The following is a 15,188-nucleotide window of genomic DNA, read 5'->3' as shown; positions in this document are numbered from 1 at the left end:
GTCTATTATGTTCATAAATGTAGAGTAATGTTACGATTATAACATAGTTATCCTAGCATTGCACCCTTTTCTAAAAGAATATTAGATATCCAGAGTACTGTAAACGGCATTTTCTTCGATAAATTCGCGGCGAGGTTCAACCTTATCTCCCATCAGCATATCAAAAATCTTATCGGCCTCTGCAGCATCATCCACAGAAACACGTGCCAATAAACGATTTTCAGGGTCCATGGTAGTTTCCCAAAGTTGGTGGTCATCCATTTCACCTAAGCCTTTATAACGTTGTACCGTAGGTTTTGAACGCCCCACACTGTAGTTTTCAAGAGCAGCACACAATTTTTCTTCTTGATCCGCACCTGGCTGGATATACTCTTTAATCTCAGAACCAACCTTAACACCATAAATTGGTGGTTGTGCAATGTAGACATAGCCAGCTTCCAAGACTGGACGCATAAAGCGGTAAATCAAGGTCAAGAGCAAGGTACGAATGTGAGCCCCATCAACATCGGCATCGGTCATGATAACCAACTTGTGATAGCGAGCTTTGCTGACATCAAATTCTGATCCAAAACCGGTTCCCATAGCTGTGAAAAGAGAACGAATCTCTTCGTTGGCTAGAATCTTATCCATGCTAGCCTTCTCAACGTTCAAAATTTTACCACGAATTGGCAAGATAGCTTGGAATTCACGATTACGACCCGATTTAGCAGAACCACCGGCTGAGTCCCCTTCGACAATGAAGAGCTCATTCATTTCGGGATTGTTTGACGAACAATCTGCCAACTTACCTGGAAGGTTTGAAATTTCAAGACCTGACTTCTTACGTGTCACCTCACGAGCACGCTTAGCGGCGATACGGGCCTTAGAAGCCAGAATTCCTTTTTCAACAATCTTTTTAGCAATAGCAGGATTTTCCAAGAGGAAGCGACTTAAGGCTTCACTGAAGAGACGATTAGTAATCTTAACCACTTCTGAGTTTCCAAGTTTGGTCTTGGTTTGCCCTTCAAACTGTGGGTTGGGATGCTTGACAGAGATTATAGCAGTCAAGCCTTCACGAACATCATCACCAGTCAGATTATCATCTTTTTCTTTGAGAATCTTATTCTGACGTGCATAATCATTGATAACACGAGTAAGAGCCGTACGGAAACCTTGTTCATGAGTACCACCTTCATGAGTGTGGATATTATTGGCAAAACTCATCACCGTTTCATGGTAGCCGGTCGTATACTGCATAGCAACTTCGACTGAAATGCCATCCATCTCACCATATGTGTAGATAGGCTCATCAAAGATAACGTCTTTGTTTTCATTGATGTACTTCACATAAGATGTGATTCCACCCTCATAGTGATAATGTTTCTCTTGTTCAAGACCTTCACGCTTATCTGTAATAGAGATACGTAGACCCTTGTTCAGAAAAGCTAGCTCTTGGAAACGTTTAGCTAACTTTCCAAAGTCAAACTCCGTTGTTTCTTGGAAAATTTCTGGATCTGGAATAAAGTGAACAGTCGTTCCATGTTCTTCAGTTTCACCAATAATCCTTAAGTCGTCTACCACAACTCCTCGTTTATACTCTTGGAAGTGAATATGACCGTTTTTATAAACCTTAACATCAAGCTGAGTTGAGAGGGCATTAACGACCGAAGAACCAACCCCGTGCAAACCACCAGAGACCTTATAACCGCCTCCACCGAATTTACCACCAGCATGAAGAACTGTAAATACTGTCTCAACAGCAGGACGACCTGTTTTTTCTTGAATATCGACTGGGATACCACGACCATCATCAACAACCGTGATAGAATTATCCGGTTCAATAAAAACTTTGATATGCGAGGCGAAGCCTGCTAAGGCCTCATCAATTGAGTTATCGACAATCTCCCATACCAAGTGATGCAAGCCTTCTTTGGAGGTCGATCCAATATACATTCCTGGGCGCATACGTACCGCTTCAAGTCCCTCTAAGACCTGAATCTGGCTGGCATCATATTCTTGCGCTTTTTCTTCAAGATTTTTTAATTCATCAGTCATCTATGTCACAATCTCCAATAATGATTTATGGCCATCAACTAGCAAGGTATCCAAACCCGCTGCTTCTCCAGCCTCTATGTCTATCTGGCGGTCACCAATGACCAAGCCATGTTTAATATCGTATTTTTTAATTAAATAAAGGAAACTATCTGGACTAGGTTTTCTAGCAAAACCATTTTCAGAAGTTACGACCTCTGTAAAATAATGAGCAATCTCTACTCTATCAAGGATATCTAGCACCAAGTGATTGCGGTGACTAACCAAGAAATTACGTCCACCCTCAGCCACAATCTTAGCGAGGGCATCCTTAGCACCTTCAAAAAGCACAGGTTCTTGCAAATGCTTGGCTTCCTCCTGCTTATAGAGGGTTCGAAAATCAGTTATATCAGGCGCAAACATGGCAATGGCAGTACTGGTCGACACCTTAAGGGCATCATAGACTGCTTGAAATTCTGCTGTACGCTCAAACCGTTCTAAAGTCGCTAGAAAGGCTTGGGTTGATATCTGGTAATTATCCAACAAGGTACCACCTAAATCCCAGATATAATCTCCATAATTCATAATCTTAATTATAACATAAAAGGTCAGATTTTGCTTGTTTTTCATAGCTAAAAAGGCTTGGAAAACCTATCCAAACCTTAATTTTTTATCTCAGAATTAAACTAGCCACAATAGGACTAATAAAGACATATAAAATTCCTGTTACAGCGATTGATAGACCACCCATGGCACCTGCAACCTGACCATATCTGAAGGCAGTTCCAGTACCAACGGCATGCCCAGTTCCTCCTAGGGAAAGACCAATAGCAACTGGATCTTTAATACCAATCATCTTTAAAAAGACAGGTCCTAAAACTGATGTCAAGATTCCTGTAATAACAACTACGACCAAAGTCACTGTTGTAATCCCCTGCATTTTTTCCGAAATCCCTACAGCCATGGCAGTCGTTACAGACTTAGGAAAGAGTGAGATAGCAAGGAAATAATCCATACCAAAAAGCTTAGCAATCAAAGCGGTATAAGTAGTGTTAAGAATACAGGCAACTGTTGACCCAATTAAGATACTCTTATAGTGATGACGCATGAGGTGGAGATTTTTATAAAAAGGGACAGCTAGAGCAACAGTTGAAGGAATAATCAAACTATTAAGGTAAGAACCACCTACATAGTAATCCCTGTAAGAAATGCCTGTATAGTGCAAAATGACAATAATTAAGGCAGTTGACACAAGAAGAGGCGTTGTCAAAGGATTAGGGAAACGGCGATAAAGCAAAAGCCCCAGCGTGTAAGCCAATACTGAAAGAGTTAAACCAAACAAGGGTGTGTTAAAAAAATTAGCCATGATTAACCTCCTCATAATCGCCTTCAAAGTGCTTTTTGATAAAGACGACAACTACGGCAATCACTACAATATTAAGAACCAAGGCACCCATAATAATCAAAATAATTGGAACAATATTCGCCGAAATAGCATTCCATCGTTCCATAATACCGACACCTGCTGGCAAAAAAAGGATAGTCATATTGGCTATTAAAAACTCTGCTACAGCATGGATATGACGTAGACGAATCCACTTAAGCTGTAGAGCAATCAGAAGCAAGAATAAGCCAATGATACTTCCAGGTACAGGTAATTTAAAAAAGGTTGAAAGAGCTTCACCAATCACAGCAAACAAACAAATCAACATGAATTGAATGTAGTATTTCACGAGTCGCCTCCTAGGTTTAATCACCTATTAGTCTACTCCTTTTATTTTGAATTTCAAGAGTTTTCAGTAGATTTTTTTGAAAAATCAGCAATCGTTAATCAACTCCTTAACACATAAAAAATCCAACCCCGAGGCTGGATTCATTCACAGATGCCACCACCGAGAATTGAACTCGGAACGGAGCATTACCATTGCTCTATTATACCATTTAACTATAGCGGCAACTGTTTCTATCTTATCATATTTCCACTTACTGTGGCAAGAGTTTTTGCTTATTATTTATAAATTTAAGTCTTTGTAAGGACTACGGTAACCAACCTGTAAAACCTTTCCATCCTTAATCAAGATAGGACGTTTAATCAACATACCATCTGATGATAAGAGTTTTACGGCTTCATCTTGTGATAAGGTTGGAAGTTTGTCCTTCAATCCTAAAGAACGGTAGGATTGTCCACTCGTATTAAAGAATTTCTTAAGCTCTAAATCTGCCCCCTCTAGAAGCTCTCTTAAAAATTGAGCTGAGGGTGGATTTTCCTTAATGTTGACAGACTCGACCTCGAGACCTAATTGATTGAGTTCAGCTTTTGCCTTACGACAAGTGCTACATTTTGGATATTCATAAAAAGTGTACATGTTTTTCTCCTTTTCTCTAGCATAAGCAATCTATCTAAGGATTGTCAAACCTAAGACCTTCCAAACGAAGTAAGAAACACTTGACATCCTCTCCTACCGCATAATTTCCTAAGTGACCACTACTAGGCAAAACACGATGACAAGGGATAAGAATCAGCCAGGGATTCTTACTAACAGCAGTTCCTACAGCCTGTGCGGATTGACAAGAGATTGCCTTACCAATCTGACCATAGGTTCTGATTTGCCCCATAGGTATTTCACTTAAAGCCAACCAAACTCTTTGTTGGAAAGCTGTTCCTTGTTCAGCTAAAGGAAGGTCATCTGGACTTGGATTCTCACCTTTAAAATAGGCCTGCAACCACTTCTTGGTCACTTCTAAAATAGGATTTGAGATGTCTACTAACTCCTCTTCCTTAAAACCAGCCTAAAATGATTTTGTCCTTCTAACCACATACCATAGAGGGCTTGCTCACTTGCAACCAAGGACAGGCGACCAATAGGTGATACAAAATACTGACGATAAAACATATTTTAATTGTTCCAAAAAAAGACAGGAAAGCCTTGTTCCTGTCAGCTTATCTGAATTATTTACCTTTAATCAAACGTACTCGTACGATGTTATCGCTCGCCTCAAACTTAGCGACCAATTCATCAATCTTAGACTTGTCTGTCTCATCAAGGTCAAGAAGGGTATAAGCATACTCTCCCTTTGAACGGTTAATGATATTATCTATATTGATATTAAAATCAGAGACCGCTGTTGAAATACGGGCTACAATGTTAGGCACGTTTTTATTAATCAAAGTGATACGATATGGAGCACTCAAAACCTGTTGTACACGTGGGAAGTTAACAGAATTGACAATTTCACCTGTTTCCATGAAGCGACGGATGGTCTGAGCAGCCATAATAGCACAGTTAAGCTCTGCTTCACCCGTTGAACCACCAACGTGTGGGAAGACTGTCACATTAGGCTTGTTAAGTAGTTCTTCTGTCCCGAAGTCAGTGATATAACGTTTTACTACACCTGTTTCCAAAGCATCAAAGAGCGCATCATTCTCTACTAATTCTGCACGGGCAAAGTTGATGATTGTTGTTCCTTTTTGCATGAGGCTAAAGGCGTCTGCATTGAAAGTACCTTTCGTATCAGGTGTCAATGGAACGTGAACAGTGATATAATCACAGTTTTCAAAGATTTCTTTGAGATCAGAAACACGTTTAACGTGGTGAGAAATATTCCAAGCTGCTTCAATAGAAACATATGGGTCATAGCCATAGACCTTCATTCCCAAACGATAGGCATCGTTAGCAATACGCGCACCAATGGCACCCAAGCCAATAACACCCAGTGTCTTACCTGCAATCTCGCTACCCGCAAACTGCTTCTTACCTGCTTCGATTTGTTTAGGCACATCATCACCGCTAAGTTTGTTAACCCAAGTATTGGCCGCAATATAATCACGTGCTGAAAGCAAGATAGAAGCTAAGACAGCTTCTTTAACTGCATTAGCATTAGCTCCTGGAGTATTGAAGACAACAATTCCTTTTTCAGTTGCTTTATCAACTGGGATATTGTTAGTCCCAGCACCAGCACGCGCAATAGCTTTCAAATTTTCAGGGAAAACTGTATCATGGAGATTTTGACTACGAATAATGTAAGCATCCGGATTTTCCGCTAAATCACCATCAATTTGAAAATGATTTCCAAGTTCCTTCAAACCAATTTGGTTAATATTATTATATGTTTTTACGCTAAATACCATAATTTTATTCCTCTTAAATTAATGAATTCCGTGGTGAGTAGCTTCATCAACTTCTTGATAAAAAGCCTTCTCCCTCTTGGTTTTGATTTTCTGATAGGCAAGTCGTTCACCATCAATAGGAACCTTACCACAATAGACATAGCCAAGTTTCTCCAAAATGTGCTGCATGACAAGATTCTTTTCATGCGTGTCGCAACGAAAATCATGAGCGTCAGTTCCCTCAATAAGACCTTGAATAAAGGTTTGAGCATTTTTCTGTCCCGTAAATTCTCTTAAAACGGCAATTCGATGAAAGGTAACATAGCGCTTATTATGATGCTTCCAATCTCCATCATAGATTTTTTTCGTAGGCGGGCTCTCCATCAGTAACCACCGCAGCATAAGAAACAATTTGACCGTCAATGATACCGACATAGGCCTGTCCTTTAAGGACATCATCAAAGATGATTTCTTCTGTAGGATAACCATCAGCCCCTTGCCATTGAGAACTACCAGCTTCCGCTAAAGCAATTCTAGCACTCTCAATCACGGTCATGATAGCACCAATTTCATTTGGGAAAGCTTGTCTAATTTCCATCTCTTTCCTAATTATTTATTTTCATCTTCAAATTTCTTCATAAAGTCAATCAAATCAAGCACACCTTGACGCGGAAAGGCGTTATAAACACTGGCACGCATACCACCCACTGAACGGTGTCCCTTGATATTTTTGAAACCAAGAGCATCTGCTTCTGCTACAAATTTGGCATCCAAGTCTTTACTTGGTGTGACAAATGGAATGTTGCAGACAGAACGATCCTTGGCATCTTTAACAGGATTGGTGTAGAAATCAGATGATTCGATATAGTCATAAAGAAGATCTGATTTTTCACGTTGAATTTCCGCCATCTTATCTACGCCACCAATCTCATTTTTTACCCAGTCAAAAACGAGTTTTGAAATATAGATATTGAAACATGGTGGTGTATTGTAGAGTGATCCTGCTTCAGCTTGAATACGGTAGTCCAACATGGCAGACAATTGTGGTTGGTCGTTAAGGAAGTCTTCACGGACGATAACCACCGTCACACCCGCAGGTCCAATATTTTTCTGAGCACCAGCATAGATAAGAGCAAAATCCTCAACATTATAGCGAGCTGCTAAGATATTTGAAGACATATCTGCTACAATTGGCACACCATTAGTATCAGGCAAATCATAGATAGATGTTCCCTCAATTGTATTATTGGTAGTCAAGTGAACATAAGCGGCTTCTGGATCAATCGTTGAAGGATCAAAACTTGGGATATGATCGTAAACAGTATCCTCAGATGACGCCAAAAGAATTGGTTCAAAAGGAATAGTTTTTGAAAGCTTGACAGCTTCAGTATAGGCTTTTTTACCCCATGAACCACCTACAAGGTAGTAAGCTTTCTTACCTTGAGCAAGGTTCAGTGGAACCATTGTGAATTGCGTTGAAGCGCCCCCTTGCAAGAAAATAACCTTATAGTTATCAGGAATGTCCATAAGCTCGCGAAGTGTCGCTTCCGCATCTTTAATGATTTTGTCAAATTCTGGAGAACGGTGGGACATTTCTAGCACGGACATACCGGAATCTTGATAGTTAAGCAATTCAGCTTGTGCTTTTTCGAGCACAGGTTTTGGTAATGTAGCAGGTCCTGCTGAGAAATTATAAATTGTCATAAAGACACCTCCAAAATTTTAATGGGCCCATTATAGCGAATTTTCTGAATATTGTAAAGTGTTAATAGTAAAAAACGAACGGAATTGCCCGTTCGTCACAAAAAAAGTTAGGTATTTTATGTATATTTTTGCAAGTAATCAGATTTACTATCCGTTATCCTTGCTTAAGAAAATAGGCTGCACCGATTAGATTTGCTCCATTATGATGATGACAGGCTACAATCTTTGGACGTTTAATAATTTTACCGATAAAATCAATCTCATGGTGAACCTTATCAAACTGGCGGTTGACTTTTTCTATCAGAATAGACTGAGCTGAAATACCACCTCCAAGAACAAAGGTTTCCATATCAAAGATAGTTTGAAGATTCAATATAGTAATAGCTAGGTTTCGACAATAGGTCTCAAAGATTGGATAAACTGCTTCCTTTTTAGCATTAATTGCCTTAAAGGCTAGCAAACCATCTTTTAATCAAGACTAGCTAAAATTTCATTAACTTTAGTAATCAAACCAACAGCTGAAAGAGTTGTTCCTTGCATCAATGAAGGATCAAGTTTTTCCATTTGAAGAGGAAGGAGAAAGGTCAACTCTCCTGCCTGGAAATGGCTTCCCTGAAAAAGTTTACCATTGATTATTATACCTCCACCAAGGCCTGACCCTAAAACAAGAGCAGCACCGTTAGTCACTCCTTTCAAATGACCTGTGGCTAGTTCAGCCAAGGCTGCTGCTTTACCATCATTAAGCGCAGCTACTGGAAAATGATACTTAGCTTGCAGGGTTTCTTTGACACGAAAACCATGAAAGAATCTCAACAAACCGCCGTGATAAATCACACCCTCCTTCCGTATCAACAGTTTCAGGAACACTAATTGCACTGCCTGATAAAGCTACTTCAACCGAAGTTACTAAATGATCAATAACATCGAGAGCCTTATCCAAGGTCTGAGGGGATGATTGCGTTGGCAAACTCTTTCAGAGGACAAGGTCCTCTGAAACAAGAGCAGACTTTACCTGAGTCCCTCCAAAATCAATTGCTAAAACTAGAAAAAACGCTATCAAAATGCTATAATGGTTTTAGAAAACTAGATAAAAGGAGTCTCTCACATGACTAAATTTCTACACACTTGTGTCCGTGTTAAAGACCTAGAAGCTTCACTACAATTTTATCAAGAAGCGCTTGGTTTTAAGGAAGTCCGTCGTAACGATTTCCCAGAATATAAGTTCACTCTTGTCTACATGCAACTAGAAGATGATCCTGATTACGAGTTGGAATTGACATACAACTACGATCATGAAGTTTATGATATTGGGAATGGTTATGGACACATCGCTGTTGGTGTTGATGACCTAGAGGCCACACACCAAGCCCACAAAGAGGCTGGCTATAATGTTACTGATCTCTCAGGTCTACCTGGTAAACCAAAAATGTACTACTTTATTACTGATCCAGATGGCTATAAAATCGAGGTCATCCGTTTAGCTCAGTTCTTGGAAAAATAATGAAAAAGAAGTCAGATTATCTCAACTCTGGCTCCTTTTTTACTTATTTTTTATTATCGACCTTTAAGGATGACAAAATTTGGGTATGAATATCATCCACGCCATTTGGATTATTTGGCAAGAATAAAGTTTGATTACCTTTATCCGCAAAAGTATTAAGGGTATCTAGATATTGGTTGGTCAAGAGGATAGACATAATATGTCCCTCAGACATACCAACATTGGCTTCTTTAAGTTCTGCAATAGATTCAGCTAAACCATCAACGATGGCTTTACGTTGTTGGACAATACCAACACCATGAAGACGGTCTTTTTCGGCTTCGGCTTCAGCAGCTGTGACAATCTTAATTTTATCAGCTTCTGCCAATTCTTGGGCTGCTACACGCTTACGTTGAGCAGCATTAATTTCGTTCGTAGACTGCTTAACTTCAGCATCTGGCTCAACCTTGGTAATCAAGGTCTTAACAATGATGTATCCATAAGCTGTCATTTCTTAGGCTACTTGATGTTGAACCTCAAGAGCGATTTCATCTTTCTTCTCAAAAAGCTCATCAAGCGTCAATTTAGGAACTGATGAACGAAGGGCATCAATGTATGATTTAATTTGAGCCTCTGGTCGCATGAGTTTGTTGTCTCTTGTGCCGATGACAGCTCTTCTTTCGAAATCTTAAGTAGCCCCTTTTTTATGATATCATATCTCAAAAGAGCCTATTCAAAAGCCAAATCTCTGTCACTTTTAGAATTAAAACGCATCTCGAATATCCCCTTTAAAAAGAGACTGGGACAAAAGTCCTAGCCTCTCAATTGTCTTTGGATTGCCGAGCAAGACGCAATGGTTGAGTGGGCTCTACTACGCTGATTTCATCAGCTTTTACAGTCCTACTCAACTGTCCCACTCTCATGTTCTATAATGGATAAACCTTGCGAAATTCTTCTAAAACAACCTTGCTATTAGGTGTAAAAGTCATTCCTGCCTCTCTCAGCCACTCAGCGAAACAGTCCTCATGAACCTGACGCCAATAGGCTAGGGATTTGTCACCTTCCCCTTCCTTGAAGGCATGGTCAGCTGACACTTGATGAAAAGGCTGAACAGAAACCTTTGTTATTTCGACAATGCAGACAGCCTGATCTTGGCTATCTAAAATGATATCAAAGGTCCCTTCTTGTGGAAGGGCTTCATCCGCTAGAGCGTAAAGATCGTAAGCTGAAGCAGTTGCCGTCTTTTCACCTTTTAAAACCAAGTCTGCCAAGAGATCAGCTTCCACCCCAAAAGCCCAGGCATCTATCTCATCTCCGATAGAGGGGTTAATTTTCTTGTATGCATTCCACATTTCTTGCGGTGTCATGAGTGCTCCTTTCAGCTAAATTTGCCTTTACAATTTAACTTTAACATATTTTCCATGTAATAATTTAGTGTCTCTGAAATCTCTTGTATAGAAATGAAATCCTGTATAATTTCAGTTTGACCTGTACTGATATCTAAAACATCATAGTTGTCATTAACAAAAGCTTGTAAATTCATCTTATCAATGTTTCAAAATCAGGTTTTAACAACTGCTTTCTAGCAAAACGAGAAAAGTTTGAAAAAACATCTTGCTTCATTTGCTCTAACAGTTTTTGATTTTCGATACTGTCAATAATTTTCAAGTTATACATAAAATTACTGTGCAGTGAATTCAATTACTATTATACCAAATCCAATTCTACTTTAGTTATAATTTCCATTTATTTAGTGACATACTACAACACTATCCGAATATAGAAATTAATCTAAAATTACAAGAAATACCCAAAGTGTTCCTTTGGCATACATATATGTCACTTAGAGTTTATCTCAACCGTCAACAGATGGAATAAATTTACTACTATTTTCGCAACTATTTTCACAACCAAAACTAAGATTAAGAATAAAAAATACATAATTACTATATGATTGCAACATAGCATTTGGATAAAGTTCACACCATTATTCTTGAAGAAAAGAACAATATATGCTATCATGGAGATACAATGAAAAAGCCAAAATTTGAGTTTTATACTCGGTTAAATGGACACACCGAGTTCCTAGAATTTTTACAAACTATACCAATTAAAGACAAACAAAAATTACTGGCAACTATCGCCACTATACAAGAGCATGGTCTTTTAGTTGCTCAACGTATGGAATGGGTGAAAAAGCTAGATGACGACATCTTTGAAATCCGCTCAAAGGTTGCTTCTAACATTCAAAGGGCACTTTATTTTCATGTTATCAATGAACGCTACATCATCACCCATGGCTTTACCAAAAAAACACAAAAAACACCCCAGAGTGAGATAAAACACGCTAAGGATTTAAAGAAAGAATTTGAGGACAACAACCATGACCACAATTAAATTTGATGATTTTTTAGAAAACGAACTAGCAGACAAAAATTTTAAAGAAGGCTTTTTAACTGAAAAAGCTATTTTGGAAAGTGCTATTGCAGTTTCTGACGCACGACAAACAGCAGGTCTCACCCAAAGGGAGCTAGCTTCCCTATCTCATGTCCCACAGTCTACCATTGCTCGCATTGAACGTGGACATAACACAAGCATTGAAACAATGAGCAAAATTGCACTTGCTCTGAATAAAAATCTAACTATCAAAATAAGCTAATAATCAAATTAAGCTCTCAAAAAAGCTGATGAAATATAAATTCATCAGCTTTTTTATCACATGTAACAATCAATGGTTAAACAATGGCCCACTAAGGTGGAACTCAAAGTTTTTAACATCAACTAAACCAACAACTTCGTCACTTTGATATAATTTTATCAAAAATTGTGCCATCTCTTTGCGCATTTGTTGGAGTTCATGAAGGGATACATTTTCAGCTTTAGATTTGCCAGACTTCCCGTATAGTTGAAGCCATTTGTATATAGTTTGGTTGGCAACTCCGTACTCTTTGACTAGATCTGAAACAGGATAGCCTGTTTCATGTAATTGAACAATAGTTTCCTTGAACTCTTTGGTATATTTTTGGCTCATTTGGACATCTCCTTTAGGTAGATACTATTCTACCAAAACGTGTCCATAAAATCATACTAACATCAGCTTGAAAGTTTTCGTCTCTGTCTGAGTACTTTTCTGCGCCTTTTCACTCACATCAGACACATAAACAACTTGATAAGAAACTTCTGCGAGAGCTTCATTATTCTCCGTATTAACATAGATACGAGCTGTATCAAAGCGATAATCTAAAATATAGTCCTTGCTTTTCCTTGGTGTAATACTGAGTGAGAAACTTTTTTAACCAGATCATCAGATAAGACGTCTGCCTTTTCCTTTTGTTTCTCTTTTGTCAGTAGTTTGTGAGCCTATGACTGGATTTGCTTATGCGTATGACTGGTCACAGACTGAGAACCAATGGTATAGCCAATCATTACGATAAAACTGGTTACAGCTAGTCCACCCAAGCCAATTAAAAGCCTAGCTTTTATTTTATTTAACATGATTGTTGCTATCTCCTTTATATTAAGATAGCCCCATCATAACAAGATTAACTTGGAAAAGTTATCACAAGAAAAAAAGATTTAGCCTGTAATTTTAAGACTAAATCTTATTATATTATCATTTATATAATTTTTTCTGAAGAAGCATGTTGTAAAAATATTATAGATAAAACGGTCAGACTTAAACCATAGATAAAGTACAATGAAAAATATGTCTGTACTCTTAAAAATTGAAATAAAATCATTATTGCAACACAAATAAGATTTATCCAAATCGATACCTGCAAAACAAATTTCTCATTTTCTGTGCCTTGTAATAACATTTTAGAACTTTCATAAATTGGAAATATTCCCATAATAATAAATGTGTACAAAGTTAAAGGAATAATATTTGAGGTTATTTCATCTGAAAGAAAATGAGCTAAGACATTTGATGATAAAACAATAGGACAAGCTAATAACAGACTAACACCATATGAATTTTTAAATATGTTTTTTAAAAATACGTTAACCTCTCCTATTTTCTCTGCTTCAGGTAAATAGATAGAAACGGTTGTCGAATAAACAAAAGAAGGTACACTCACAATTGAAAGCAATTGACTAATAACTGCATAAATAGCCAACAATTCTACTCCTAATCTCGACATCAAGGCATCAAACACCATAATAAACAAAACACTCTCCAGAATTTCTTGACCAACCAAAGGAATACCAAATGTTATTAATTCAAATTTAGTTGTAGATGTAATGGATAAAGCCTTCAAAATCATTGGATAAACCATAAACAAGTAACTAAGCGATATGAAAGCTAAGGATACAATCGTTGATATGGCTGCTCCCTTAATTCCGATTTGTGGTACCAGTACATAATTTAACACAACATCTATTAATGAACTGATAAGTCCAACCCACATAATTGGTTTTGTTTTCTTTTGAACTCTTAATAAATTTGTCAGCGAAAAGTTTAATAATGTCAATCCGATATATGGAGACATGAAGACTAAATAAATGGTGGATAAGGACAATAGTTGCCCTTTAAATCCATAGAGCTGCTTCAAGATTACATTTCCAAAAATAATGACAAAAACCGCAAAGGCAACTCCGATAATTAAATCTAAGGTTAGATTTGATTTCAATAAATCATCAAACCTGTTAGTTTGCCGATTAGAGTACGCCTTAGAGCTTTTAATATTAAATGACAAACTGAATGCTCCTAAAAGTCCACCAAAAGCAAATAAGAGATTCTGAATAATGGAAATTCCTGACAGAGCAATTGAGGAATTGTTCACAGCAAAATGCAATGCTATCTGCCCAATAATTACTTGACCAATATTTGTTAAAACTAAGGGAAAGGCAAATTTGTTAATTTCTTTTGAATCTATCATTTTTCCTCTCTAAAAGGCTTCAAATGTAAGTAAAGATCAGATTTAACTAAATTTGCATAAATAATATGCAAAATAGGAGTTTCTTCTAAAAATGAAATAATTGCCTGCTTACAATCATTAGCAGATACCTCATAATCTTGCTGTAATAGTTCTACAATCTTGTCTAAAGAAAAATTTTTAGAAATGCAATAAAGTATTTCTGCTCCTATTTCATCAAATGAATAGTACTCTAATCAAGTAGATCGTATCCTATGTATTCATCTGCTACTTTATTTACAATGAAATCTCTCTTACCTCTTATCACAAAATGTTCTTTCATACGACTACTCCACCTCCTTTTTGTTCATAAAAGCAGGCTAAATCAGAGCCCAGTAACGTTCCATCTAATTCCAAGGCACTGCATCGACATCCCCCACCACACCATGGTAGGGGACATTCTGAACATTTCCCAGAAATATCATCAAATGTAATTGATCTTAGTTTATTAAATACAGCAGAATGGTGCCAAATTTCGCTAAACTTTTGTTCTTTAACATTTCCAGCAACTAATTCATCTATACCATTCATCAAGTCACACCCGTATACATCTCCTTTATGATTAATTGAACATGCTCTAACTCCAGCTTGACAAGATATTTCCCTTGGCTTATCAAAATTTATATCTACTTTTTGATGCCAAACATTTTCTAATAAATCTGATCTATTATAAAATGCAAGCGGAAAATAATGTGTCAAAAAAACATCACTTTCATTAGGAGGAACAATTTTAAATTTAACTTTGAACTCTCCTTTAGAAATCCGCTCTGTTAAATCAAGAAAAACAGGATACCATTGTTTTTTATCTGCTAAAATACTACCGTCATTAGCCCTACCAGTAGGACAAATAACCATAACTGACATATACTCAATACCAAGCATATCATTCAATCTTATACTCTAAAGAAAATATCTGCTAAATTTGCAAACAATTGTGCTATCAATAATTTGGCAAATGAATTAGAAATAC

13 protein-coding genes, 1 tRNA gene and 9 pseudogenes are annotated in these 15,188 nt (G+C 37.5%); 3 read left to right on the top strand and 20 right to left on the bottom strand.

Annotation, left to right across the window (positions count from 1 at the left end; all coding sequences use genetic code 11):
- Positions 1-81: 81 nt before the first annotated feature.
- From gyrB to NST05_RS03530, 11 genes and pseudogenes are all read right to left on the bottom strand, one after another.
- Entirely contained in the window at positions 82-2,034 is a 1,953-nt protein-coding gene (gene gyrB, locus NST05_RS03580) for a DNA topoisomerase (ATP-hydrolyzing) subunit B (RefSeq protein WP_023909846.1), read from the bottom strand.
- Positions 2,035-2,595 (bottom strand): HAD-IA family hydrolase, encoded by a 561-nt coding sequence (locus NST05_RS03575; protein ID WP_024703964.1) that lies wholly within the window; start codon positions 2,593-2,595, stop codon positions 2,035-2,037.
- A gap of 85 nt (positions 2,596-2,680) precedes the next feature.
- Positions 2,681-3,376: an LrgB family protein gene (locus NST05_RS03570; RefSeq protein WP_011681473.1), complete on the bottom strand. Its 696-nt coding sequence runs from the start codon at positions 3,374-3,376 to the stop codon at positions 2,681-2,683.
- Entirely contained in the window at positions 3,369-3,743 is a 375-nt protein-coding gene (locus NST05_RS03565) for a CidA/LrgA family protein (RefSeq protein ID WP_011681474.1), read from the bottom strand. Before NST05_RS03565 ends, NST05_RS03570 begins: the two co-directional genes overlap by 8 nt.
- A 151-nt stretch (positions 3,744-3,894) precedes the next feature.
- Positions 3,895-3,965, bottom strand: a tRNA-Thr gene (locus NST05_RS03560).
- A gap of 57 nt (positions 3,966-4,022) precedes the next feature.
- On the bottom strand, positions 4,023-4,376 hold the full coding sequence (locus NST05_RS03555) for an arsenate reductase family protein (protein WP_002951532.1): 354 nt from the start codon (positions 4,374-4,376) through the stop codon (positions 4,023-4,025).
- Between the two features lie 34 nt (positions 4,377-4,410).
- Positions 4,411-4,734, bottom strand: a complete 324-nt coding sequence (locus NST05_RS03550) for a methylated-DNA--[protein]-cysteine S-methyltransferase (RefSeq protein WP_372430037.1) — start codon at positions 4,732-4,734, stop codon at positions 4,411-4,413.
- Positions 4,735-4,960: 226 nt separating this feature from the next.
- Positions 4,961-6,139, bottom strand: coding sequence for a 3-phosphoglycerate dehydrogenase family protein (locus tag NST05_RS03545; protein WP_011227454.1), 1,179 nt, complete (start codon positions 6,137-6,139; stop codon positions 4,961-4,963).
- A gap of 18 nt (positions 6,140-6,157) precedes the next feature.
- Positions 6,158-6,716 (bottom strand): annotated as a pseudogene (locus NST05_RS03540) (GNAT family N-acetyltransferase).
- An 11-nt stretch (positions 6,717-6,727) separates the two neighbouring features.
- Positions 6,728-7,822, bottom strand: a complete 1,095-nt coding sequence (gene serC, locus NST05_RS03535; RefSeq protein ID WP_084829015.1) for a 3-phosphoserine/phosphohydroxythreonine transaminase — start codon at positions 7,820-7,822, stop codon at positions 6,728-6,730.
- A 154-nt stretch (positions 7,823-7,976) separates the two neighbouring features.
- A pseudogene (locus NST05_RS03530) lies at positions 7,977-8,879 on the bottom strand (ROK family protein).
- 48 nt (positions 8,880-8,927) lie between these two features.
- Between NST05_RS03530 and gloA the strand changes: the two are divergent.
- Positions 8,928-9,323 carry a lactoylglutathione lyase gene (gene gloA, locus NST05_RS03525; protein ID WP_084829016.1) on the top strand — a complete coding sequence of 132 codons (396 nt, stop codon included), beginning with the start codon at positions 8,928-8,930 and terminating at the stop codon, positions 9,321-9,323.
- Positions 9,324-9,366: 43 nt separating this feature from the next.
- Here gloA and NST05_RS03520 read toward each other — a convergent pair.
- Positions 9,367-9,951 (bottom strand): annotated as a pseudogene (locus tag NST05_RS03520) (SPFH domain-containing protein); the annotation flags it as partial.
- Between the two features lie 277 nt (positions 9,952-10,228).
- Positions 10,229-10,669 (bottom strand): ASCH domain-containing protein, encoded by a 441-nt coding sequence (locus tag NST05_RS03515; protein ID WP_070839414.1) that lies wholly within the window; start codon positions 10,667-10,669, stop codon positions 10,229-10,231.
- Between the two features lie 664 nt (positions 10,670-11,333).
- Between NST05_RS03515 and NST05_RS03510 the strand changes: the two genes are divergently transcribed.
- Complete coding sequence (locus NST05_RS03510; RefSeq protein WP_061597416.1) at positions 11,334-11,699, top strand: type II toxin-antitoxin system RelE/ParE family toxin; 366 nt, start codon at positions 11,334-11,336, stop codon at positions 11,697-11,699.
- A complete protein-coding gene (locus NST05_RS03505) occupies positions 11,686-11,961 on the top strand; it encodes a helix-turn-helix domain-containing protein (RefSeq protein ID WP_070839416.1) in 276 nt (91 codons plus the stop codon). Before NST05_RS03510 ends, NST05_RS03505 begins: the two co-directional genes overlap by 14 nt.
- Before the next feature lie 69 nt (positions 11,962-12,030).
- Here the strand turns inward: NST05_RS03505 and NST05_RS03500 are convergent.
- The 7 genes and pseudogenes from NST05_RS03500 to NST05_RS03470 form a co-directional block, all read right to left on the bottom strand.
- Positions 12,031-12,141: pseudogene (locus NST05_RS03500) on the bottom strand (SDR family NAD(P)-dependent oxidoreductase); the annotation flags it as partial.
- A 3-nt stretch (positions 12,142-12,144) separates the two neighbouring features.
- Positions 12,145-12,333 (bottom strand): annotated as a pseudogene (locus tag NST05_RS03495) (transposase); the annotation flags it as partial.
- A gap of 72 nt (positions 12,334-12,405) precedes the next feature.
- Positions 12,406-12,797, bottom strand: a pseudogene (locus NST05_RS03490) (peptidylprolyl isomerase); the annotation flags it as partial.
- A 122-nt stretch (positions 12,798-12,919) separates the two neighbouring features.
- Positions 12,920-14,182 (bottom strand): MATE family efflux transporter, encoded by a 1,263-nt coding sequence (locus NST05_RS03485; protein ID WP_084829017.1) that lies wholly within the window; start codon positions 14,180-14,182, stop codon positions 12,920-12,922.
- Positions 14,179-14,501: pseudogene (wgkC, locus tag NST05_RS03480) on the bottom strand (PqqD family peptide maturation chaperone WgkC). Before wgkC ends, NST05_RS03485 begins: the two are co-directional and overlap by 4 nt.
- Positions 14,498-15,118 (bottom strand): annotated as a pseudogene (locus tag NST05_RS03475) (SPASM domain-containing protein); the annotation flags it as partial. The pseudogenes wgkC and NST05_RS03475, both read right to left, overlap by 4 nt.
- Positions 15,115-15,186 (bottom strand): annotated as a pseudogene (locus NST05_RS03470) (MFS transporter); the annotation flags it as partial. The pseudogenes NST05_RS03470 and NST05_RS03475, both read right to left, overlap by 4 nt.
- Positions 15,187-15,188: the final 2 nt, after the last annotated feature.

Source organism: Streptococcus sp. FSL E2-3494 (assembly GCF_038007085.1).
Lineage (GTDB): Bacteria > Bacillota > Bacilli > Lactobacillales > Streptococcaceae > Streptococcus > Streptococcus thermophilus.
This window is presented reverse-complemented; position numbering and strand designations above follow the sequence as displayed.